Source organism: Lelliottia sp. RD5, from assembly GCF_056032945.1.
The window spans coordinates 1186416-1209669 of record NZ_JBVYHQ010000001.1; the positions used below are offsets into that span (position 1 = coordinate 1186416).

18 protein-coding genes are annotated in these 23254 nt (G+C 53.2%); 3 read left to right on the plus strand and 15 right to left on the minus strand.

Annotated features, from left to right (window positions below; all coding sequences use genetic code 11):
- The first annotated feature begins 246 nt into the window (after positions 1-246).
- A complete protein-coding gene (locus tag AC0LWE_RS06005; protein WP_273542914.1) occupies positions 247-1329 on the plus strand; it encodes a porin in 1083 nt (360 codons plus the stop codon).
- A gap of 188 nt (positions 1330-1517) precedes the next feature.
- Complete coding sequence (locus AC0LWE_RS06010) at positions 1518-2708, plus strand: amino acid aminotransferase (protein WP_059178436.1); 1191 nt, start codon at positions 1518-1520, stop codon at positions 2706-2708.
- Between the two features lie 50 nt (positions 2709-2758).
- On the opposite strand, the gene AC0LWE_RS06015 is transcribed toward AC0LWE_RS06010, so the two are convergent.
- The 7 genes from AC0LWE_RS06015 to cmoM form a co-directional block, all read right to left on the minus strand.
- Positions 2759-3406 carry an MBL fold metallo-hydrolase gene (locus tag AC0LWE_RS06015; protein WP_059178437.1) on the minus strand — a complete coding sequence of 216 codons (648 nt, stop codon included), beginning with the start codon at positions 3404-3406 and terminating at the stop codon, positions 2759-2761.
- A gap of 15 nt (positions 3407-3421) precedes the next feature.
- A complete protein-coding gene (gene mepK / locus AC0LWE_RS06020) occupies positions 3422-3973 on the minus strand; it encodes a peptidoglycan L,D-endopeptidase MepK (protein WP_131487618.1) in 552 nt (183 codons plus the stop codon).
- A 175-nt stretch (positions 3974-4148) separates the two neighbouring features.
- Complete coding sequence (gene ldtD, locus AC0LWE_RS06025) at positions 4149-5972, minus strand: L,D-transpeptidase (RefSeq protein WP_202667060.1); 1824 nt, start codon at positions 5970-5972, stop codon at positions 4149-4151.
- A gap of 180 nt (positions 5973-6152) precedes the next feature.
- Positions 6153-10601 (minus strand): chromosome partition protein MukB, encoded by a 4449-nt coding sequence (mukB, locus tag AC0LWE_RS06030; protein WP_174342158.1) that lies wholly within the window; start codon positions 10599-10601, stop codon positions 6153-6155.
- Positions 10601-11305, minus strand: a complete 705-nt coding sequence (gene mukE, locus AC0LWE_RS06035; protein WP_059178441.1) for a chromosome partition protein MukE — start codon at positions 11303-11305, stop codon at positions 10601-10603. The genes mukB and mukE overlap by 1 nt, the downstream gene beginning before the upstream one ends.
- Positions 11286-12608: a chromosome partition protein MukF gene (mukF, locus tag AC0LWE_RS06040; RefSeq protein WP_059178442.1), complete on the minus strand. Its 1323-nt coding sequence runs from the start codon at positions 12606-12608 to the stop codon at positions 11286-11288. Before mukF ends, mukE begins: the two co-directional genes overlap by 20 nt.
- A gap of 28 nt (positions 12609-12636) precedes the next feature.
- The gene (cmoM, locus tag AC0LWE_RS06045; RefSeq protein WP_059178443.1) at positions 12637-13413 is read right to left on the minus strand and encodes a tRNA uridine 5-oxyacetic acid(34) methyltransferase CmoM; all 777 of its coding nucleotides are present in this window, start codon (positions 13411-13413) and stop codon (positions 12637-12639) included.
- A 124-nt stretch (positions 13414-13537) separates the two neighbouring features.
- On the opposite strand from cmoM, the gene elyC reads away from it, so the two are divergent.
- Complete coding sequence (gene elyC / locus AC0LWE_RS06050) at positions 13538-14317, plus strand: envelope biogenesis factor ElyC (protein WP_219346818.1); 780 nt, start codon at positions 13538-13540, stop codon at positions 14315-14317.
- On the opposite strand, the gene AC0LWE_RS06055 is transcribed toward elyC, so the two are convergent.
- From AC0LWE_RS06055 to ihfB, 8 genes are all read right to left on the minus strand, one after another.
- A complete protein-coding gene (locus tag AC0LWE_RS06055) occupies positions 14294-15187 on the minus strand; it encodes a YcbJ family phosphotransferase (protein ID WP_174342160.1) in 894 nt (297 codons plus the stop codon). The two genes, elyC and AC0LWE_RS06055, sit on opposite strands and share 24 nt — an antisense overlap.
- A 144-nt stretch (positions 15188-15331) precedes the next feature.
- The gene (kdsB, locus tag AC0LWE_RS06060) at positions 15332-16078 is read right to left on the minus strand and encodes a 3-deoxy-manno-octulosonate cytidylyltransferase (RefSeq protein ID WP_131487625.1); all 747 of its coding nucleotides are present in this window, start codon (positions 16076-16078) and stop codon (positions 15332-15334) included.
- Positions 16075-16257: a protein YcaR gene (ycaR, locus tag AC0LWE_RS06065; RefSeq protein WP_059178447.1), complete on the minus strand. Its 183-nt coding sequence runs from the start codon at positions 16255-16257 to the stop codon at positions 16075-16077. The genes kdsB and ycaR overlap by 4 nt, the downstream gene beginning before the upstream one ends.
- A gap of 45 nt (positions 16258-16302) precedes the next feature.
- Entirely contained in the window at positions 16303-17532 is a 1230-nt protein-coding gene (locus AC0LWE_RS06070) for a winged helix-turn-helix domain-containing protein (protein ID WP_202667063.1), read from the minus strand.
- Between the two features lie 42 nt (positions 17533-17574).
- A complete protein-coding gene (lpxK, locus tag AC0LWE_RS06075) occupies positions 17575-18552 on the minus strand; it encodes a tetraacyldisaccharide 4'-kinase (protein WP_219346819.1) in 978 nt (325 codons plus the stop codon).
- The gene (gene msbA, locus AC0LWE_RS06080) at positions 18549-20297 is read right to left on the minus strand and encodes a lipid A ABC transporter ATP-binding protein/permease MsbA (protein ID WP_219346820.1); all 1749 of its coding nucleotides are present in this window, start codon (positions 20295-20297) and stop codon (positions 18549-18551) included. Before msbA ends, lpxK begins: the two co-directional genes overlap by 4 nt.
- 36 nt (positions 20298-20333) lie before the next feature.
- On the minus strand, positions 20334-22598 hold the full coding sequence (locus tag AC0LWE_RS06085; protein ID WP_202667065.1) for a ComEC family protein: 2265 nt from the start codon (positions 22596-22598) through the stop codon (positions 20334-20336).
- Between the two features lie 209 nt (positions 22599-22807).
- Complete coding sequence (gene ihfB / locus AC0LWE_RS06090) at positions 22808-23095, minus strand: integration host factor subunit beta (RefSeq protein ID WP_012016828.1); 288 nt, start codon at positions 23093-23095, stop codon at positions 22808-22810.
- Positions 23096-23254: the final 159 nt, after the last annotated feature.

Here is a 23254-nt window from a genome sequence, read left to right on the forward strand (position 1 = left end):
CTGAAATTTGAGGTGGTTCACAAAGTTCCAGTAAATTCACATCTAGTTACACATAATTGCTTTTTGTTACCCAATCTTTATCTTTGTAGCACTTTCAGGCTAGCGAAACGGTTCTTTGAATGGAAAGATGCCTGTCAGATACATAAAGACACCAAACTCTCATCAATAGTTCCGGAAATATTTATTGACAGAATTTATTGAGTGCAGTGGCGAGTGTCATAAAAAAACCAATGAGGGTAATAAATAATGATGAAGCGCAATATCCTGGCAGTGGTTATCCCTGCCCTGCTGGTAGCCGGTGCAGCAAACGCTGCAGAAATCTATAACAAAGACGGTAACAAACTGGATTTGTACGGCAAAGTTGTTGGTAAACACATTTGGGATAAATCTGGCGGAGACGGTAATAGCGCTGATGATTCCTACGCACGACTGGGCTTCAAAGGTGAAACTCAGGTTAACGACCAACTCACCGGTTTCGGCCAGTGGGAATACAACCTCAATGCTAGCGGTGCTGAAGGTTCTCAGGACACAAGAACTCGTCTTGCGTTCGCAGGTCTGAAAGCAGGTGATTACGGTTCATTCAGCTATGGTCGTAACTACGGCGTGTTCTATGATGCACTGGCATCTACCGATATGCTTGTTGAATACGGCGGCGATACTCTTTGCCAAACTGATAACTTCATGACTTGCCGTACTACTGGCGTTGCGACTTATCGTAACACCAACCTCTTCGGTCTGGTTGAAGGCCTGGCGCTGGGTCTGCAGTATCAGGGTAAAAACGTAGGCGATCATGGCGTTGAGCGTCAAAACGGCGACGGTGCTAGCTACTCTTTAGGTTATGATTTCCTGGACGGCTTCAACGTTACAGCTGCTTACACCAACTCAGATCGTACCGATGGCCAGGAAATTGATGGTAAAGGTAAACGTGCTGAAGGTTGGGCGACCTCTGCAAAATATGATGCTAACAATGTTTATGCAGCGGTTATGTATGGCGAATCAAGCAACATGACTCGTGAAAACGATGATCAGTTCGCTAATAAAACTCAGAACATTGAAGCTGTAGTTCAATACCAATTCGACTTCGGTCTGCGCCCATCCGTAGGCTACGTACAATCTAAAGGTAAAGACCTTGCAGCGCGTACTACCTTCAACGGCGGCGATGCTGACCTGGTGAAATATGTAGAAGTGGGTACTTGGTACTACTTCAACAAGAACATGAACGTCTATGGTGCTTATCGTTTCAACCTGCTTGATGAAAACAACTACACCCGTGATGTTAAACTGGCTACTGACGATACCTATGTGTTAGGTCTTGTATACCAGTTCTAATAAGCAAGCAGCCCTCTCTGCTAAATGCCTAGAAAACAGGACTTCGGTCCTGTTTTTTTATGCCTGAAAGTAAATAATGGCGACTTTTGAAAAGGCGCACGCTTTTTGTCGCAAACGGTTGGCATTTTGTAGATCAACCGTTAACCTGATAGCGGATTTCACTTCTGTAATCACAATGGAACCTCGTCATGTTTGAGAACATTACCGCTGCCCCTGCCGACCCTATTCTGGGCCTGGCCGATCTGTTTCGTGCTGATGACCGTCCGACCAAAATTAATCTGGGGATTGGTGTCTATAAAGATGAGACCGGCAAGACACCGGTTCTGACCAGTGTTAAAAAGGCCGAGCAGTATCTGCTGGAAAATGAAAATACCAAAAATTACCTCGGCATTGATGGTATTCCGGAATTTGGTCATTGCACTCAGGAACTGCTGTTTGGCAAAGGCAACGCGATTATCAGCGATAAACGTGCTCGCACAGCGCAAACACCTGGCGGTACTGGCGCACTGCGCGTCGCGGCGGATTTCCTTGCAAAAAACACCTCTGTCAAGCGCGTCTGGGTAAGTAATCCTAGCTGGCCGAACCATAAAAGCGTGTTTAATTCCGCGGGTCTGGAAGTGTGTGAATACGCCTATTATGACGCGGTGAATCACACCCTGGATTTTGACGGTCTGCTGGCAAGCCTGAATGAAGCGCAAGCAGGCGACGTGGTTCTGTTCCATGGCTGCTGCCACAACCCAACCGGTATTGATCCTACGCTTGAGCAGTGGGAAACGCTGGCAAAACTGTCTGCTGAAAAAGGCTGGCTGCCGCTGTTCGATTTCGCCTATCAGGGCTTTGCTCGCGGCCTGGAAGAAGATGCTGAAGGCCTGCGCGCTTTTGCTGCGCTGCATCAGGAGCTGATTGTCGCAAGTTCCTATTCCAAGAACTTTGGCCTTTACAATGAGCGCGTAGGCGCCTGTACGCTGGTTGCGTCTGATGAGCAGACCGTTGACCGTGCCTTTAGCCAGATGAAATCCGTTATTCGTGCCAACTACTCGAACCCACCGGCGCACGGTGCTTCCGTGGTTGCGACAATTCTCAGCAATGACGCGCTGCGCGCCATCTGGGAACAAGAGCTAAACGATATGCGCCAGCGTATCCAGCGTATGCGTCTGCTGTTCGTGAACACGCTGGCGGAGAAAGGCGCGGATCGCGATTTCAGCTTCATTACGAGGCAGAACGGGATGTTCTCGTTTAGCGGCTTGACCAAAGAGCAGGTTCTGCGTCTGCGCGAGGAGTTCGGTGTCTACGCTGTCGCTTCTGGTCGCGTCAACGTTGCGGGTATGACGCCCGATAATATGGCGCCACTTTGCGAAGCCATTGTCGCAGTACTGTAAGCGACAATAGATAAAAATAAAGCCCGCTTCTGCGGGCTTTATTATTTGCTTTACCAGACAGGCATTTCATCCTGCAGGAACGGATTGTGCAAACGCTCATATCCCAGCGTCGACATCGGTCCATGCCCCGCAATAAACGTCACGTCGTCGCCCAACGGCAACAGCTTCTGTTTAATTGACTGAATTAACTGTCCGTGATCGCCGCGTGGAAAATCGCTGCGTCCTACGCCACCTTTGAAAATCACGTCGCCTGAAATCAGCAAACGCGATTGGTCATCAAAGAAAACGATATGCCCCGGCGTGTGGCCCGGGCAATGCAATATCTGTAACGTCACATTCCCGACGTTCACGCTTTCGCCCTCTTCTAGCCAACGATCGGGTGTCAACGGTAGACACTCATCGAGGCCAAACATGCGGCTTTGGGCGGGCAACCCTTGCAGCCAGAACTCATCTTCTTTTTCCGGTCCAATCACCGGCACACCGTAATGTTGCGCCAGTTCAGCCGCCGCCCCCACATGATCAAGGTGACCATGGGTTAGCAAAATCTGCATCAACGTCACGCCGGACGCTGCGACTTCTTGCTTGATCTTCTCAGCATCTCCGCCGGGATCGACAAGAGCGGCCAGTTTGGTTTGTTCACACCAGATAAGCGAACAGTTCTGGGAGAACGCAGTCACCGGAATAATACGATAGTTCATACTGCTCCTTCATTATTACCAGTGCCGATTTGGCCCGGTATCAATATGCACAAAGTTGCTACGTGGGTAATATCCTACACCACCTGCGCGCAGAGATAACGCGGCTTTGCGAATATTGGCTAATGAAATGCCTTCAATATGAAAATCCATCGCCTGCCCTTTCGTGTGATAACTTTTTTTAGCTACCCCACGGCTATGGGCTCGCAATTCATTATTGGTATCGAGCGAACGATAGCCAGAAACGAGTTGCACGGGCTTGCGTGTTCCAAGCAATCCCTGAAGGCGGAAAAGCTGATCAAATAATCCTGGGTCGATGGCTTTTATTTTATTCGCGCGATAGTCACGGAAAAAATGGTTTAGTTTTGCTAATTCATCCTGAATATAGCCTCTGCCATCAAAAAACTCCGCCTTAATTGACTCACCGGTGTGCAGGTTATTCAACGTCAAAATACGCGGACGAGGTGTCGAGAGGGTGGCAAATGCTGGCGTAGGCAAGATGGCCGCAGCGCCGAGCGCAACACCACCTAACGCCAGCAGTTTGCGGCGATTAGCGTCAAATTTGTCCATGGTAATCAGGTCTACAGGTCAATGTTATCGTAAATATGCTTAGCGCACGAAGGGCACCTTAACTGGCTCAACAGCCTGCGTCAAGACGACCAACCCCAGTAAAGACGGGGCTTGTAGCGATTTAGCCCCACCTTCACCATAACTTACGACAATCTATTTTCCCGAACTACTTCATTTACCTGATTAATTGTTCCGCTTTTGACAAAATTTGTGCGCCGGATCGCGCAGTGAGATCATAATTGTAAATATCTGTACGATATTGAGTACGCCCATCTTCGCCAACAAACGCGGTCAGATAGTAAAGATTAACCGGAATATTGTGTCGAATATTAACGTAGCGCGTATTCCCCTCTTTGAGCGTGTCTGAAATCCGCGTGTCGTTCCACCCCGCATCGCCCAACAACATATTTGCCAGTTCCGACGCTTTATTCACGCGCACACAGCCGGAGCTCAGCGCACGCGCATCCTTCTGGAATAAGTTATGGTTCGGCGTATCATGCAGGTAGATCGCGTCCGAGCTCGGCATATTGAATTTATACCGGCCTAGCGAATTGCGCTCACCCGGCGCTTGCTGGAAGCGGAATGGCAGGTTTGATGGCGTTATCGTTGACCAGTCAACCTGATAAGGATCGATGGCCTGGCTGCTGTTCCAGCCGCGCATCACGGTATAGCCGTGACGTTCAAGATAACCAGGGTCATCCCACAACTTCGGCAGAATATCTTTGCGTGCCAGCGTCGGCGGGACGTTCCATGGCGGGTTGACGACCACGTTGTTGAGCGCGCTGCTCATCATCGGCGTTTTACGATCCGGGCGCCCAACGATAACGCGAGACGCAAGGACTTCACTGCCATTCTGGTAATACACCAGCGAATAGGCCGGTATGTTCACCATAATGCCAGTTGAGAGCGTTCCTGGGAGGAGTCTCAGACGCTGAATATTGAGTGCCAGTACTCCTGCTCGCTGCGCCGGAGAGACATTTAGCCAGTCGCGCGTTGATGGGCCAATTACGCCATCAGAGCCGAGGCCCTGCGTCATCTGGAATGCTTTTACTGCTGCCACCAGCTCGCGATCGTATGGCGCGGGTTTACCGGTCGGTAACGCGGCTTTCGCTTCAGGCGCAGGCGCGGACGGGCTCACCACAACACCTTGCGGATCATCACCGGGGAGTGCAATTTTCGGTTCTGCCCCAGTTGCGCCTGAACGCAACAATATTTCACGCAACGCAGGCACATCACTGCTCCATTGGCCTGGTCGCAGCGTAGCGGTGCCGCGCAGTTGTGGCCACGGTCGCGTATCGGCCACCAGCTTAAGCAAGGATTGATGCATCGTGGCATATTGCGGGTGTGCTGGCGCAAGGCTGGCAATAAAACGCGGTAAGGTTCCCTGATCGAGTGCCCATTGCCACTGGTTAATCACAGAGAGTGCAGGCGTCGCCAACTTGTACGCTTTATCGCTATAAAGCCAACGGTTGCCATTGACCGGAATCCCGGCGACAAACTGGAGATAACCCATCATGGCGTCGGAAAGCACGATATCCCGCGCCATTCCCGTCACAGCGGGGTCGGTCAACAGTTCAACCCACGCGGTAAATTGCGGCTGAAAACCCGCAATCGCCACTTCGGCCAGTTGCTGCTGGAAAGCGCGTACGGCAGTGCGATCTTCCCACATCGGCTTCATGTCGCGTGCGGCATAGAGCAATGTCAGTTGGCTGATATACGCGGGTGTATAGCCCGATGGCAGCTCGGATTGCAGCTGCTGGTGAAGCGCTGCGGTATCGACACCTGCGGGCAGAGGTTTAATACCTGCCATAATGGCTGTCGCGGGAGACTGCTCCAGCGGCTGTAAAAGTGAAGTTGGCTGCGAGCCCATCGTCGCGGAGCTATCAACCGGAACCACTTCAGGCTCATCGGCCTGTGCGTTAAACAGTGGAGCGAATATTACGGTCAGGCATACAGCGAGTGCTGATAGCTGACAACCACGAATTTTCTTTAGCAACATCCCTTGCCCCCTGTTTTCATACGACCTGCCCACAACACCGGGGCTTTTCTTCATTATAGAAAGGCATATACGCTGTTGCCTGACCTTATGTAAAGAAGTTTAAAGATAACGTAATCCGAATTACAAGTTAAACAAATAAAAAGGGCGGCACCGAAGTGTCGCCCTTTTCGTCAAAGCGCCTTACGACGCGTCAGCTGCTTCGGGTAATGACTCCGGCGGTTGCGGTGCAAAGCCGCGCAGACCCACCACATGCACATGCTCAGTATTCTGGAATACTTTACGAACCAGTTTATACGTTGTGCCTTTCTCAGGACTGATGTTTTCAGGTGCTGCGATAATCAGCTGCATCCCCAGACGATCGCACAGCTCGAACAGCGTAGCGATAGAACGGGCATCCAGTCGCGCGGCCTCATCGAGGAACAGCAGACGGCAAGGCGAAATATCTTTCCCGCGCAGGCGGCGCGATTCGTCTTCCCAGCTCTGCACAACCATTACCAGAATCGACATCCCGGTACCGATCGCTTCCCCGGTCGACAACGCACCGGATTCGGCACGCAGCCAGCCGTCTGAGCCGCGGTTAACCTCAACTTCCATTTCCAGATAGTTACGGTAATCGAGCAGCTCTTCGCCGATAGTTTGTGGTGTACGCTGCCCCATATCGATCTGCGGATTGAGGCGCTGATAGAGCTTCGCCAGCGCCTCAGAGAAGGTCAGACGATTGCTGTTAAACAGATCCTGGTGTTGCTCATGCTGTTCAGAAAGCACATCCAACAGCGTGGCGTGAGCTTCGCGGACGTTCACGTTCAGACGCACGCTGTTCACCTGGCCAAACGAGACGCTTTGCAGACCCTGGTTGAGCATCCGAATACGGTTCTGCTCGCGCTGGATCGTTTTCCGGATAATATTCGCTACGCTGCGAGAGCTGATCGCCAGCTTCTGTTCACGAGACGTCAGCTCTTCGGTCAGACGACCCAGCTCGATCTCCATTTGCTCGATAGCTTCAACCGGATCGTCCGTGCGGATAATATCCTGACGGATACGCTCACGCAGGTGCTGATATACCGCCACAAAGAACTGAATTTTGCGTTCCGGGCGCTTTGGATCTTCAGACATGCGCAGTACATCGCGCAGATGCTCGTTGTCCGCCACCGCTGGGCGCAGCGCACCCAATGCCTTATCCGACATGGAACGCAGCTCATCACCGGAAAGATAGGCAAGCTCACGGCGATGCAGACGACGCTCAACGCCACTGTCTTTCACCAGGCGCATCACCGCACACCATCCCGCTTTGGCGGTCACAACCTGCTCGCGCATTTCGTGATAATCACGTTCCAGCTTGCGCAGGCGACGAGTGAGATTATCCATCTCCGCTTCACACAGCGTCAGGGCTTTTTCCAGCTGATTGCGACGCGAGCGGTTGTTGCTTAACTGGCTGTGCAGTTCATCACGACGAATACGCGCCCGCTCTTCAGCCCCGCTGTCCGCACGCACGCCGATATCCTGGAGCTCTTTCTGCAGATCGGTTAACAGCTCTTTTTTGGTGTCAAACGAGCTTTTCAGCGACGCCAGAACCTGGCCATACTGGCTCAGCTGTGCCGCATGACTGCGCAAAGCGTCACGCGTGCGGCTACGTTCTGTTTCCGCTTGCTCCAGACGCTGACGCAGTTTTTCGTTGAGATCGCTGTTACCGCTCAGCATTTCCGCCGAGTCGCTGTAGCCAAAGTGAGCGCGACGCTGCACCACTTCGGTCAGTGCAAACGCCTGCTGACGCGCATCGCGCTGCACCTGCTGAGAATACGCGTAGTCTTCTTTCAGCTGTTCAAACTGTTCCGGGTCGCTTTGCAGAACGGATAATACCGGCTCAAGTTTCGCCAGTTGATTCCCGTGCTGCTGGACAAAGCGAGCGGCTTCCTGCGCTTCATCCAGGCGTTCCTGGATTTCGTCTACGCGGTCAGCGAGCGTTTCATCGGCCAGCAGATTCAGACGCGGCAGAATGCGGTTAAGCGCTGCAACGCCCTCTTTCGCCTGTTCGAACTGAACGCGGCTCTGCTGATTGTCGTTTTCATGAAGGCTTATCGCACGCTCAAGCTCACCGCGACGGGTGTTGAGCTTGCGGATTTCCGCTTCTGGATCGGGCTCAAACGCGACGGCAACGTGGCTACCGATAAAACGACTGAACGACTGGTGTAAACGCTGGGTTTTCTGCACATCAAAGGACAACGTCGCGAAGCGCTCGGACAGCGTTTCACGTTCCGCATGCAGACTTTCAATACGGTTTTCGCGTGCGGCACGACCAAACAGCGGCAGCGTTGGGAAACGGGAATAGCGCCACTGACGATCGGCGATTTTCACCACCACCGCTTTTTCAAGCTCATCCACGCTGAAGACGCTGTCATCAAAGGACTGCGGATCGCCTTCGATCAGGTAGAGATCTTCCGGACACTCTTCCAGGCCTTCAAGCTGGTCGGCAATCAGGGACAAATCCGGCACAACGATGGCGTTTCGGGATGGGCCATAAAGTGCTGAGAAGTACGGCGCATCATCCAGGCTAACATCATCATAGATTTCAGAGAGCAGCACGCCGCCAAAACGTTCTGCGAGCGCATTGAGGCGAGAATCTTCGGCGCCGCCGGGCTGGCTTAAGCGCTCAATTTCTTCGTCAATGGCACGTTTACGCGCGCCGACTTCATCGCGTTCAACAATCGCTTCACGCTCGCGCTCCAGCAGCTGCTGCAGATATTCGGTGACATCCTGGCTGGATTCAAACTCTTGACCACACTGCTCACTGAGCTGATTGAGGCTGCTTTGCGCGGCTAGCCAGACAGGCGCTCGTTGCAGCAGTTTCTGCGTGCGTGCCTGAAGCTGTTCCAGCTCCTGTCGCAGCGACATACGCTGCTCACCGGCATTTGAAACGCTGTCAGAAAGAGAGGCAATACGGGCTTCCAGTTCCTGATGCAGGGCTTCCAGTTCGTCGATGTCGACACGTTTTCCGTGGCGCTTGCAGAATTCAGCCAGCAGACGCTCGGCTTCCTGCTGTTCCCGAAGACGCTGTTCCAGCTCGTTCAGACGCATACGCAACGGCTGAACCTGCTCAGCCAAATGGCGCTGGTTTACACCGTCACGCAGAAGTTCACGCGCGACTTCCCACGCATCGCTTCGCGCCAACGGGCCGTTGATCGCGGTAACCAGCTGGTAAGCCTGTTCAAACTGGCTGTGCGCAGTTTGCGCCACGCTCATTTTCTGATCGAGAGAGAGTAATTTATCTGTGGCTTCTTGCTGTTTTGCCTGGAATGTCTCCAGCCATTCATCCGCGCTTTCTGGCGTCAGATCCGGAAGATGACACAGCTCTTTCGCGCGCTGCAACGCTTGCAGCGCCTGGGTGTACTGGATCGCACGGGTTTGCTGAACATCAAGCGCCTGCTGATAGTCGGCAAGCTGGTTTTTCAGCTCATCCACTTCCAGCTCTGCGGCTTCGGCGCGCGCTTCGTTCTCTTCCTGCATCTCGGCGGCTTCTGCCACCACTTCATTTTGTTCTTCGAGACGAATCTGCAGCTCATCGAGATCGGCTTCGTAACGCTCAATTTTTTCCTGCTGACGCAGGGCGGTTTGCACCAGATTCAGATGGTCGCTGGCCGCCTGATAATCCGCTTCGAGATCGCCTTCAGCACCGTTCTGTTCGCCCAGCTCACGCGCCATCTCAACGTGCTTATACTGCTCTGCCACCAGCTGTTTACGCGAGGTGAACAGCTCGCGGCGATATTCAAGCGCCTTATCCAGATGAATGCGGCGTTCATTCGCGTGGCGCATATAATCCGCCGCCACGTAGTTGGTCGCTTCGCTGATCAGGTGCTTAAACAGGTCGCGGTCAGACTGGGTGACGCGAATGGCTTCCAGCGTCATGCGGTTTTCACGCAGCGCGGCTTCCATATCCTGGAATGCTTTACGCACGCCGCTGTTTTCCGGCAACAGGTAGTCGCGCAACGAGCGGGTGATGGCGCTGGAAATACCGCCGTACAGCGAGGCTTCAATCAGGCGATAGTATTTGCTACGGTCCGAGGCGCTGCGCAGACGACGCGCAACAATGCCCAGATCGAACATCAGCGAGTGGTAATCGGTAATCGAGTTGAACTGCTTGAACTGAACCCCTTCGATCTCCTCAAGCTTCTCTTTCAGCTCCTGGAGAGAGAGGACGCGCGCCTGGCGATCGTTCAGCGTTTCCGTCAGCATTGCTGTTGGCTGGACGGAGGTCGGCAACCCTTGAATCGCGAACGGTTTGATGTCCACTTTACGGTCACGGCCAGCGACCTGTTGCAAGCGAACGCCCACTACCACGCGCTGGTGGCGGGAGTTGATGACATCCAGCACGGAATAACAGACGCCGGCTTTGAGCTTACCGTGCAGACCTTTATCACGCGAGCCGCTCGTGGCTCCCGCTTCCGTGGTGTTACGGAAGTGCAGCAGCGTCAAATCGGGAATCAACGCCGTGACAAACGCTGCCATCGTGGTGGATTTACCCGCACCGTTCCCCCCGGAGAGCGTTGTCACCAGCTCATCCAGATCAAAGGTTCGGGCAAAGAAACCGTTCCAGTTAACCAGCGTCAGTGAACGAAATTTACCACGTTCAATCATTACTCTTCCTCCCCGCTTTCCGTCTGGGTCTCTTCAGGCTCGTCATTGAGCTGCAAATGGTTTTCGACCGGCATCGCTTCACCGTCACGGATCATGCGCAGCTGCGCTTCACGCGGATCGTCGCCCGCACGCACATCAGCACCAAAGCGGAAAACCGCTTCTGTGATACGGAATTTGCTGCTGTCATGACCCATAAACCACACCATGCCGAGACGGCGCAGACGGCTCAGAGAAGAGCGCACTTTTTCCTGTAATTTCTGACGATCAAGATCTGAACCGGTGGAACGATTGTTCACCAGCTTCAGCAGCTTGCCCTCTTCGGCGAGGGTCAGCAGCTCATCGTACAGCTCTTGCTGAGTGAAAATCCCCTCATTGGCCAAACGCTCAGGGCTGAGATAGAGATAACAAAGAATTTTGCCTACCATCATGTCCAATTCAGAAAGAACCGAACGTGGGATCAGCGTCGTCGAGCGCGGACGCAGATAGAAGAATCCTTCCGGGGCGCGGATCAGCTCCACGTTATAGCGGGCGTAAAACTCTTCCAGATACTCCTGGAAATCCATCAGAAACGCGTGATTATCCAGTTCATCAAGGCCAATGTGGCGACCGGCACGCAATTGGCTATCCAGCGCCGGAAATAACGGATTCGCCAACGCCTGGGCCAGCTTAACTGGCATCATTTGTTCAATATTTGTCAATGACATGCGCCTGTACCTTGGCTCCGTAATCGTTAATCGGCTGCCACTTCGGCGGCAGTCCGGTGAAATCTGCTTGCGCGACGCCCAGGCGCACGGCCTGGTCGACGACGATGCGGGCAATATCGAAATGACGCGCACGCGGGTATTGCACCAGATAATCGCGCACCACGAGACCGAGATCTAGCGGCACTTGTCTGGATTTATAGACCGCCAGCTGTTCTTCGATCATGGCCGCAAGTTGTTCACGAATTTCGTTGAACTCTTCAAATTCCAGATCCGGCGGCAGTTCACCGGTGACCTCTTCATCGCGAAGCGTCATCTCTTCGTCACGCATGTCCAGCAGACGATCGGCATTGGCGTAGGTCAGCGCCCATGGCGCATCGAAATAGGTTTGCACCGACTGGCGCAGACGCTGAGCGAACACACGGTTTTTATCCATATCAATCGCGGTACGGATAAACTTATGTACGTGACGGTCATAGCCGATCCACAGGTCAATCGACTGTTGACCCCAGCTAATAATGCGGTCGAGTTTACTTTGCAGATCAAAGACCAGCTTGTCGACGAAATGCAGATTGTCATGCGCCATCGTCGCATCCTGAATACGCAACAAATTGGCCTGGAGCTTATCGCCCGCCGCTTCCAGCGTATCCTGCAGTTCACGTAGCGTACCGGAGGTTTCTGACAATAAAAGTTCACAGCTGGAGATCGCCGCACGCCAGTCTTTGTTCAGCAGCTGCGCGATATCATCTTTTACCTGTTGCTGCTGTTCATCCATCAAGCGCTGGGTCAGATCGATGCTGTCAAAAATTTCGGCGACCGAGTATTTCAGCGGAGCATAAACGTTGCGATGCCAGTGGAATTCATCTCCGTTTTCATCCGCCGCATCCGCTGCACGCTTGAGCTCATCCGCAACGATTGATAGCTGCATGGAAAGGCGCAGCGTGGAAAACTCACGCTGACGAATGTAATAATCCGTGATGCCGATACCCAGAGGCGTCAAACGATAGATGGCGTTGCCTTCGGTCTGCTCGCTGGTAAAGCGGTTCAGCAGACGTTGACGCACCATATCGTTAATTGCGTTGTTGGCACGCACGCTAATGGTTTCGCTGGTTTGCTCAAACGCATCACTCACATGGCGGAAAGCGTCCACCAGTTCACCCTCGCTCATTTCACCATCCAGGCGCTCGCCATTCAGCGTGGCAATGGCCAGCAGAAAAGAGAGTCTGTCGACCGGCAGCGCGATGGAGAAATCGTTTTTTCTGGCCCAGGCAACCAGCTCGGGGACTGTCTGGGAAAAATCACTCATAAATTATCCTTGCATCTGCGGTGTAAGCCTAACGGGCCAGGCTTTTAATCGCGGTGACGTGTATATAGCGGCCAAGGCTCACAAACGGCTCCTGGCGGCAATACCGTGTTTCTATTTCTGTTAAGGCGTCCAGACATTCATGCTGTTTTTGTTTATCGCGCAGATAATCATGAAACACCCTGACGCCCGTTTTCCCGGTAATTTCCCAGCCAATCTCCTCCAGCCAGCCGTAGACCTGCTGGGGATCGCGCGGAAAATCTGGCGAAAGCGTACGTCGTTTCTTTTTATACATGCCCTGCTGCACATAACCGAAATTACCCACCAGCACATTGCGCATCAACAGGCCATTGGCATTGTAGAACATCAGCGACAGCGCGCCGCCGGGGCTAAGCACCGTCCACAGCGTGTTTAACATTGCTTGCGGTTCAGCGACCCATTCAAGCACCGCGTGAAACAATATCAGATCAACCTGAGTTTCCAAATGCTGGGCAATGTCCTGAGCGGCGCAATGTATAAAATGCATGTTGTCGCTCACACCTTTCTCGTGTGCCGCGCGTTTCGCGCGTGCAACCATCTCAGCGGAAAGATCGCAAAACGTCACGTGATGGCCGCGCTCTGCCATTAAAATGGCCGTCTGACCTTCACCGCCGCCGGCATCGAGAACGCGCAACTTTCGGCTGCCGTAGGTGGCAAGCAGCGTATCCAAATCCTGCCAGAGGATCGTCTGACGCAACTGCCCTTTAGTGGTGCCATAAATGTTGCGCGAAAACTTTTCCGCGATGTCATCAAAATTGCGATCCCGCATTGGGAGAGTTCCGCCCGCTACCAGCAAAACCGCTATTTTGTCACACCCGCGCGGAGAATGAACCTCTCTGGTGTAATATCGCGGGTAATCGCCTGCTGTATGGTTAAAAAAGGAACCAAAAAGGATGCTTTTTACCCTAAAGAAAGTTATTGGAGGCATGATGCTTCCTCTGCCCCTCATGCTGTTGCTCATGGCGCTCGGACTGCTGCTGCTTTGGTTGACTCGTTTTCAGAAAACGGGAAAAACCGTGATGACAGCGGGCTGGCTGATGCTACTCCTGTTGAGCCTGCAACCTGTCGCTGACGGGCTGTTGCGCCCGATTGAAGATAAGTACCCGACGTGGCAGGGAAAACAGAAGGTGGATTATATCGTGGTGCTGGGTGGCGGTTACACCTGGGACCCCAGTTGGGCACCCAGTTCAAACTTAATCAATAACAGTCTGCCGCGTTTAAACGAAGGCATACGCCTGTGGCTGGCGAATCCGGGTTCAAAAATGATCTTTACGGGCGCGCCCGCAAAAACCAATCCGGTGAGTACCGCAGAAGCCGGGGCACGCGTGGCTGAATCACTCGGCGTGCCGCGCTCGGCGATAATCACTCTCGACAGCCCTAAGGATACGGAAGAAGAGGCCGCAGCGGTGAAACAGGCCATTGGTGATGCGCCGTTCCTGCTGGTGACGTCCGCCTCGCATTTACCCCGCGCGATGATTTTCTTTGAACATGCCGGATTACATCCTCTTCCCGCGCCGGCTAACCAGCTGGCCATTGATGCGCCGCTGAACCCGTGGGAACGCGCGATCCCGTCGCCGGTCTGGCTGATGCACAGCGATCGCGTGGGCTATGAAACGCTCGGACGCCTCTGGCAATGGCTGAAAGGCTCGTCAGGCGAGCCAGGGCAAGAGTGATTTCGAGGCGAGATCGAAATTGGCGCGATTAAAGCGCCCGGTGTTGACGAGCTGCGCCACTTCATCCCACATGAGATAAACCCAGCGCCGCCACAGAAAGGATTCCGAGACGGGCGCGCGCTGGAGATAATGCCAAAGCAAACCTTCTGCCAGGCCACTGTCGCTTAAACGGAAAAGCTCATACTCACGCGGTGCCCAAAGCATAATCCCCGGTCCAACCATCGCCAGTAGCTGATCGCTGCGTGAATCTTTAAGCATGCTGCGCAGGGTGAAATTGCCATGAATTAACACGCAATTGTCGTTAAAACCGTCGAACAGCGTAGGCAGACATTCGCGCGTACGGAATAAAATCCGCTTATCCTGCATTGTCAGCCCGGTATTACTGAATTGATTGAGCGTGCCCCACAATACTTCGACCCGCTGCCGATACCAGTGCGGCCAGATATTTTCCTGGGTGCTGTCCACAGCCCCTACCAGACCACGGCTATCCTGCCGGTGCCAGGCAAGCAGCGCTTCGACGATCTGGTCTTTCAGTTGCTCCCATCTGTCCGGGGTACGCGCGGGTGCCTCAACGGGAACACCGCGCAACCGTTCAATCAACAGAACATCCGGACCGGGATGTTCTTCGTGAGTCATCACGCCATAGACGGTCGGCATACGCACCGTTCCGCTACGCGCAAGCAGGGACATTTTCCACGCCAGCTGTCTGGCGACACCGGGGGAAGAAAAACTCCTTGCCATTAACGGCATCGGATTACCGTGACTGTCATACAGCGACCACAGCGAAGTGTCCGCCTTTTCATTCACACATTCCACCCGGCTGAGTTGTTCCCCCAGCAGATGGCTTAGCTCGGCACGCAGCTGTTCCATATCGGATTATCCCCATCAAAACTACTGCTTTTATAATGAGCGCGTCGCAGACGGATGTCACCCTGATAAGATCAATTTGGATGAAGAAAAATGAGGGAAAACCTAACGGTAGAGCATCCCCTCGAGTGAGGGGATGTGGGGGAATTAACGCAGTTCAGCACGCACGCGTTCAAGATCTTCGGGTGTATCAACGCCCGTTCCAGGAACTTCCTGGGCAACCGCAACGTGGATTTTTTCGCCATACCAGAGCACACGCAGCTGTTCGAGCATTTCGATATGCTCCAGCGGACTTGGCGCCCAGGTCACATAGCGACGGATAAAGCCGGCACGATAGCCGTAAATACCCAGGTGTCGCAGGAACGTGTCACCAATAACCTCATGAGAGGCGGCAAAACGGTCGCGATCCCACGGAATAGCCGCACGGGAGAAATAGAGCGCGTAGCCTTCAGCGTCCATCACCACTTTAACCGCGTTCGGATTAAACGCTTCTTCAGCATGATGAATCGGCACGGCAAGCGTCGCCATTCCCACCTGACGTTGCGCGAGGTTTTCCGCAACCTGGCGAATAATTACCGCCGGGATCATCGGCTCATCGCCCTGCACGTTCACAATAACGGTATCATCGCTGAAACCGCATTTTTCGACGACTTCAGCCAGTCTTTCCGTACCAGACTGGTGATCGGCGCGAGTCATGCACACTTCGCCGCCTGCCGCTTCGACGGCACGGGCAACGTCTTCGTGATCCGTGGCAACAATCACTCGATCGGCACCTGACTCACGGGCTCTTTCAAGCACATGGACAATCATCGGTTTACCATTAATATCCACCAGCGGCTTGCCTGGTAAACGCGTGGAGGCAAAACGTGCCGGAATAATGACGACAAAACTCATGGTCGGCTCTCTTCTGCAGCCAGCGAGCGGGCTTGCGTTTCAAGCAGGACCGGAATGCCATCGCGCAGCGGAAACGCCAGATTATCCAGTTTGCAAATAAGTTCTTGTTTATCCTGGCTGTAATAGAGTTTGCCGTTGCACACCGGGCAGGCAATGATTTCAAGTAAACGGTGATCCATAGTTCCTCCGTATAAATAATGATGAAAGCTTACCACATTCCTTTTTCAGGCTATGTCTATTTCCCAGCCACTCCGACACGCATCGAAAAGTTGATCGGGTAATCGCGACAGAGTGACCCGTTTTGCCCCCTGCCAGGTGGCGAACTGGTTGAGCGCTGAGAAAAGCCCTTTTTCCAGAGCTGAACTGACTCTGACGCCCTCTTCCAGATACAACGCAATCACTTCCAATACGCCGGTTTTACGGTGCATTTTGGCATCCATACGCCCCACCAGTTGGCCTTTATGCAGCAGCGGTAGAACAAAGTAGCCATACTGACGTTTCGGCGCGGGGGTGTAGCATTCAAGACGATACGTGAAACCAAACAGCTGTTCGGCGCGCTTGCGGTCCCAGACGATAGGATCAAACGGTGATAATACGGTACTGTGTGACGCGCTCAACCTCCCGTCCAGAGCCAGAGGCAGGAGCGGTAATAAATCCGCATGTAGCCACATTTCACCCAACGTTTCTACGTCCACCTGGACAACACGCTGGTTTTCTTGCCAGCGTTCCAGCGTCGATTTCAGGGCCGGTTGACGAAGGCGATAGTAATCCGCCAGCCACTGCATGCGGAAAATGCCTAAGCTACGGGCGCTGTTCTCCAGCATGATGGCCTCTGCCGCTGTTTGATCGAGCAGATCTCGCGCATCGTCCCAGTGAGGCATCACGCGCTGAGTGAGATCGTAAACTCGCTGGAAATTACGCCGCTCAACCACCATCACTTTTCCGGACGTAAACAGCCCTTCGAGATGGCGTTTATGCGGCTTCCACTCCCACCAACCGCTTGTGCCTTGGCGGGGATGTTCAAAATCTGCTGAGCGGACCGGGCCGTTTTCGTGAATGTGCTCAATGAGTTGTTCGATCTCATTCGCATTTTCGTGCATCCACTCCTGACGATACTTCCAGCCCATTTTTTCTGGCGCCAGCATCCGGTGGCGGACCAGACCAAAATCACGTCGCGGCAGAAAACATGCCTCATGAGCCCAATATTCCATGAGCTCTCCCCGACTCAGCGCGTCATCAAGCCAGTGGGAGGGGTAATTTCCCAGACGACTAAAAAGGACGAGATAAGGGCTGCGAGCAACAATGTTGATCGTATCGATTTGCAACAGCGACATACGCTGAATAGTAGAGAGAATATCCGAGGGTTGCGCGCGGCGGCGAGGTTTCTTTAAAAGCCCCTGCGCGGCAAGATGCAGATTACGGGCGGCCTGGAGCGAGAGGTGCGGTAAGTGCATGCGTTTTCCTGTTCGTCGTCGCGCCACCAGAACCGCTTCCGCTTAACGCACCAGCGAAATCAGTTCCTGGAGCAACAGTTCTGGTTTTTCGCCGCTGAGTTCAGCATCAACCGGAAGATACCACCAGTTAGATTTAGCAAAAGCGCGGCATTTCACCGCATCTTTCTCGGTCATGATCAGGTTTTGGTTAACGGTCACGAGCGGATCAACATCCGCAAGGCTCAACGCCTGATGATCGGCAAGAGGAACCCTGGCTTCAAGTTGGGCACCGCATTGCTCCAGCGTGGCAAAGAAACGAGGAGGATGTCCAATCCCCGCCATCGCCACCAGCGCGGGCAGTTGCGAAACATCCCGCCGGTCTCCGGTCAGCAGATTCACGGCCTCACTGGGCATTAGTCGCATAGGAATTTCACCAGGCAGCGCTTCACCGCCGTTGACAATTACGGCGTCGACCGTACGCAGCCGCGATGCTCGTTCGCGCATCGGCCCGGCGGGTAACCACCACCCATTACCGAAACGACGCACCCCGTCAATAACAACAATTTCTTTGTCACGCGCGAGCGCATAGTGCTGCAAGCCATCGTCCGTAATGATGATGTCAACCGGGTATGCGGCCAGCAAAGCCTGAACGGCTTCGCTCCGTTTTGGTGAAACAGCAACCGGAGCACCGGTTCGCTGAAAGATCAGCACCGGTTCGTCACCCGCTTGTTCCGTTGTGGTATGCGATGTGAGGAGAAGAGGATAGCGTTCGGCTTTTCCGCCATACCCACGTGATACGACGCCTGCCCGGATACCGCGCTGAGCGAGTTGTTCCACCAGCCAAATGACCACGGGTGTTTTACCGTTCCCTCCGGCCGTTAGATTACCGACGACAACAACGGGTACCGGCGCACGCCACGCACGTTTAATACCAATACGGTAGCAAAGACGGATGAGGCCGCTCACCAGGCCGTACAGCCAGGAAAGCGGCAATAGCAGCAGCCACAGAGGTGATTCTCCGGACCAGATGCGTGCAATCATGCGCCAAACTGCATTTTATGAAGCTGAGCATAGACGCCGCGTTGCTCGACAAGATCCGCATGGCTTCCGCGCTCGACGATCAAGCCATCTTCCACTACGACGATTTCATCAGCTTGCTCGATCGTGGACAACCGGTGAGCAATCACCAGCGATGTGCGGTTTTTCTGCAGTTCATCCAGCGCCGACTGAATCGCGCGCTCAGACTCGGTATCCAGCGCCGACGTTGCTTCATCCAGAATCAGAATCGGACTGTCGCGCAACAGCGCGCGAGCAATCGCGATTCGCTGACGCTGACCGCCTGAAAGCAGCACGCCGTTCTCTCCAATAATGGTGTCGAGACCGTTATCCATCTTGTTGATGAAGTCCATCGCATAAGCCATACGAGCCGCATTTTCGATTGCTTCACGGCTGTACTCTTCCGTACGCGCATACGCGATGTTATTGGCTACCGTATCGTTGAACAGATGGACGTTCTGAGAGACCAGCGCGACCTGATTACGCAGCGACTGAAGCGTGTACTCTCTCAGGTCATGACCGTCCAGCAGGATTTCACCTTCATCGATATCGTAGAAACGGGTCATCAGGCTGGCAATCGTCGATTTACCTGAACCTGAACGCCCTACAAGCGCAACAGTTTTACCTGCTGGAATGGTCAGGTTGATATTATGCAAGGCAGGGGTTTCGCGGCCAGGATAGGTGAAGGTCACATTGCGGAACTCCACATCTCCGTGAGCGCGTTCGATAACACGTTTGCCTTCGTCTTTTTCCTGTTCGGAGTCCAGAATACTGAACAGCGTCTGACATGCCGCCATACCGCGCTGGAATTGTGCATTGACGTTGGTCAGTGATTTCAGCGGGCGCATCAGAGCAATCATCGATGAGAACACCACGGTTATCGTACCGGCCGTTAATGTCTCCATAACGCTTGGGAAGCTGGCAGCATAAAGAACAAATGCCAGCGCCAGAGACGCGATCAGCTGAATGATCGGATCGGAGATTGAAGAGGCTGAAACCAGTTTCATCCCCTGCAAACGCATTTTGTTGCTGACCTTGTCAAAGCGTTTAGTTTCGACGTTCTGTCCACCGAAGATTAATACCTCTTTGTGGCCTTTCAGCATTTGCTCGGCACTGGTCGTCACCTGCCCCATCGTATTTTGCATATTCTTGCTGATGCTACGAAAACGCTTGGATACGACGCGAATAGCGATTGAGACAATCGGTGCCAGGACGATAAGAATGATCGACAACTGCCAGCTGTAATAGAACATCAAAACGAAGAGGCCGATAATCGAAGCCCCTTCACGTACGACGGTAATCAGCGCACTTGAAGATGACGACGCCACTTGCTCGGAGTCATAAGTGATACGCGACAGTAAAGTGCCGGTAGATTGCTTATCGAAGAAAGCAACGGGCATCCCCATCATGTGGCTGAACAGTCGACGACGCATGGTCATCACCACTTTGCCCGATACCCACGATATGCAGTAGCTAGAGACATAGCTGGTCACGCCGCGAAGGATCATCAGCCCGATAACCACCAGAGGCATCCATAGCAACACTGAGCGATCCGTTTTACCAAAACCGTCGTCCAGTAACGGTTTGAGGAGCGATAGCATAAAGGTATCGCTTGCTGCGTTGAGGATTAATGCGATACCCGCCACGATCAGACCTGTTTTAAAGGGTGCAATCATCGGCCAGAGTCGGCGGAAGGTCTGCCACGTGGAGAGATCTTTGTCGTTATGCATTCAAAAAACCAGCATTTGTTGAAATAGCCGCATATTCTACCCGTTATCTACGGGCACGCCAAACCACTGATGATACCAACGCGGTAAAATTTGATCTCGTAAGCGGCGGATTTGCCAGCCTTGTGGTGAAAAGTTGACTGAGATTTGCCCATATTGAGGTGTATCGAACCAAGAGTAGTCCTCCTGTTTATAACGTTTAACCACTTTGAAAGACGGAAATCGCCATGCGTTGTAACGCGCTGCCGAGGCCAACGCAATTTTCCCGCCAACACGCTGTACCAGCGCCTGCGATGAAGAGGTGTTACTGCCATGATGTGGCACCTGGATAAGTGTAGACGTTAGAAATTGCCAGTGGTGGCTGAGCATCGCTAACTCGGCCTTTGCTTCAATATCGCCGGTTAACAATGCGCTGTGCTTACCATCATCGATTTTCACCACGCATGAACGATTATTTCCTAACGCCTGGTACGATCTCGGCGGCCAGTGAACGGTGAAGGTCAAGCCTTGCCACTGCCAGTGCTGCCCCTTGAAACAGGGCTGGTGGTTGGCCCAACCTAGCGGGCTTCTTATCCACATCCTTGGCCAAACTTCACGTAGTGAATTCAACCCACCGATGTGATCGCTGTGTTCATGGCTAATGATGACCCCTTCAGGGGTCAGATGATGCCAACGCAGCCAGGGAATAATATGCTGCTTAGCACTGTCTCCGCCGGGCCAGGCCAAGCCGGTATCATACAAAATAGCTCTGCCATTATGCTCAATGACCATTGCCAGCCCCTGCCCAATATCCAGCATATGGACCGTCCAGCCTTCTGATTTCACGGGTCTCCAGAACAGATACGTAAGCAACACGCTGCACACAAGACTTATCGCAGGAGCCGATACCCAGACCCGAAATCGCCAGCCAATAATCACGAGCCACGGCATGAGCGTGACCGGTAGCCAGCGTTCATCAATATCTAGCCACCCGTCCGGTAGCCCTTTCAGCAGCCAGAAAAGTACAGCCAGTGACTTATCTGCTAATCGCCATACGCACTCTTCGAAAAGGGGTAAGGGACAAAGATGTAGCAGCATTCCTGCCAGGATCAACGGTACTGAAATAAACGTAACTAGCGGGACGGCGAAAATATTGGCGACTAATGAGGAGATGCTCATACCGTGAAAAATACTGACTTGCAGCGGTAACAGTAAAAATAACATTCCCACTTGCAGATGTAGCAGATTTATCAATGGTTTTATCCACCGTGGATAAGCCCACTCCGGCAGAGGCAACCACTGATACCAAAAAACAAGCGCGGCGACGGCAAAGGCGGAAAGCGCGAGGCTTTGTGAAAGGACGGCCAGAGGGTCGACAAAGAGAATTGCCGCTACGCAGCATAACCACACCTGCCATGGAGACCAATAACGGCCGCTGACACGCAGTGAAGCCAGTGCAGCAAGTGAAACAACAGTGCGTAACGCTGGCGGTTGCATACCGGTGAGCCACGCATAGAACACAGCGAAACACACTCCCGCCAGAAGCGGCATGCGCCATCCTGTCCAGCGACACGGAAGGAAGAACTGGATGCCCCGCACGATAAGCCATATGATCGATGCCGCAAAGGCAATGTGTAACCCGGAAATTGCCATCAGGTGCAACGTACCTGTTTCACGCATCAGGTTTTTGATCTCAGGAGAGATCGCCAATCGCTCCCCCATTCCTAATCCGAGAATCACTGTTCCCCATGAATAAGACGCTAAAGCTGAAGTCAGCGACGAAAGATAACGAGATCGTAAGCTGCAGGTGAGATCTAACGCTTGTGCATGGGTGAATCGCCCGCTCAGCGGCTGGTGCATGCTGAGTGCATAGCGCTGTGAATCGAATCCCCCGTCATTCAGTTCGCCGTGCACAGCACGAAGACGTAACGTCATGGCCCATCGCTGTCCCGCACATGCCGCTTGCGGTAAATAGTTACCGTAAAGCGTGACGCCTGTTGTTGAAAACCAGGGTTTTCCGTTGAGGCTCACGATTCGCCCTTGATGAGTGGTTGCACCATCGGTGGAGGTAATCACCACTTCAGCTTGCTGCGGCCCTGCCGTTAAATGCTGCATAGGCCAAACGGATTCAAGAGCAGCTAATACGCCCCATGCAAAAAAAATCATCCACAAACCGATATAGCGCAGCCATTTCAACCGCTGAAATCCCAGCAAAGTCCCGGTGGCAATGCAAACCCAGGCCGTCCAAATATCGGGGAGTGAAGGCAACCATAACAGCGGTAATATCGCTGTTATCAGACATGCACTTATCGCCGGAATACCCATAACACCTCCCTGTTCAGGACAGTGTGATGCGGTAGAAGCGCAGCGTCAGGCTACAAAAGGAAAAAATACGAGCGGTGCAGGAGAGATTATTTCCGTTTGCAGCAACGACAAATAGGAATTGCAAAGCGGCTTCAGGTTTTAGCTAAGCACATAAAAAAAGCACCCGAAGGTGCTTTCATTAGATAACCCAGTTTTGCCCGGAGGCAAACTCAGTTTCCGTAAATATTGGCGCGATCGCGCAGTTCTTTACCCGGTTTAAAGTGCGGAACATATTTGCCTTCCAGATCCACTTTATCGCCAGTCTTCGGGTTACGCCCGGTTCGTGGTGCACGATAGTGCAGAGAGAAACTACCGAAACCGCGGATTTCAATGCGCTCACCCTGTGCCAGAGTAGAGGCCATATGCTCCAGCATCTCTTTCACTGCATCTTCCACTGCTTTTGCAGGGATGTGCGATTGCTGGCTGGCAAGTCTTTCAATCAATTCTGACTTGGTCATGATTCCTCCGGTTCCTTCAAACCATTTAGCTGAACAGCTTATTAAACAAGGGCGGCCGTAGCCGCCCTTTGTTATTGATTACAGGACGAATCCTGCAATCTGTCAAGTCTGCTCGTCATCCTTCGATGATGTAACAGGGTTACATCTCAATAAGATGCA

Coding starts and splice junctions, on each gene's coding strand:
- AC0LWE_RS06005 (WP_273542914.1), top strand. CDS start 247: ATGATGAAGCGCAATATCCTGGCAGTGGTTATCCCTGCCCTGCTGGTA.
- AC0LWE_RS06010 (WP_059178436.1), top strand. CDS start 1,518: ATGTTTGAGAACATTACCGCTGCCCCTGCCGACCCTATTCTGGGCCTG.
- AC0LWE_RS06015 (WP_059178437.1), bottom strand. CDS start 3,406: ATGAACTATCGTATTATTCCGGTGACTGCGTTCTCCCAGAACTGTTCG.
- mepK (WP_131487618.1), bottom strand. CDS start 3,973: ATGGACAAATTTGACGCTAATCGCCGCAAACTGCTGGCGTTAGGTGGT.
- ldtD (WP_202667060.1), bottom strand. CDS start 5,972: ATGTTGCTAAAGAAAATTCGTGGTTGTCAGCTATCAGCACTCGCTGTA.
- mukB (WP_174342158.1), bottom strand. CDS start 10,601: ATGATTGAACGTGGTAAATTTCGTTCACTGACGCTGGTTAACTGGAAC.
- mukE (WP_059178441.1), bottom strand. CDS start 11,305: ATGTCATTGACAAATATTGAACAAATGATGCCAGTTAAGCTGGCCCAG.
- mukF (WP_059178442.1), bottom strand. CDS start 12,608: ATGAGTGATTTTTCCCAGACAGTCCCCGAGCTGGTTGCCTGGGCCAGA.
- cmoM (WP_059178443.1), bottom strand. CDS start 13,413: ATGCGGGATCGCAATTTTGATGACATCGCGGAAAAGTTTTCGCGCAAC.
- elyC (WP_219346818.1), top strand. CDS start 13,538: ATGCTTTTTACCCTAAAGAAAGTTATTGGAGGCATGATGCTTCCTCTG.
- AC0LWE_RS06055 (WP_174342160.1), bottom strand. CDS start 15,187: ATGGAACAGCTGCGTGCCGAGCTAAGCCATCTGCTGGGGGAACAACTC.
- kdsB (WP_131487625.1), bottom strand. CDS start 16,078: ATGAGTTTTGTCGTCATTATTCCGGCACGTTTTGCCTCCACGCGTTTA.
- ycaR (WP_059178447.1), bottom strand. CDS start 16,257: ATGGATCACCGTTTACTTGAAATCATTGCCTGCCCGGTGTGCAACGGC.
- AC0LWE_RS06070 (WP_202667063.1), bottom strand. CDS start 17,532: ATGCACTTACCGCACCTCTCGCTCCAGGCCGCCCGTAATCTGCATCTT.
- lpxK (WP_219346819.1), bottom strand. CDS start 18,552: ATGATTGCACGCATCTGGTCCGGAGAATCACCTCTGTGGCTGCTGCTA.
- msbA (WP_219346820.1), bottom strand. CDS start 20,297: ATGCATAACGACAAAGATCTCTCCACGTGGCAGACCTTCCGCCGACTC.
- AC0LWE_RS06085 (WP_202667065.1), bottom strand. CDS start 22,598: ATGGGTATTCCGGCGATAAGTGCATGTCTGATAACAGCGATATTACCG.
- ihfB (WP_012016828.1), bottom strand. CDS start 23,095: ATGACCAAGTCAGAATTGATTGAAAGACTTGCCAGCCAGCAATCGCAC.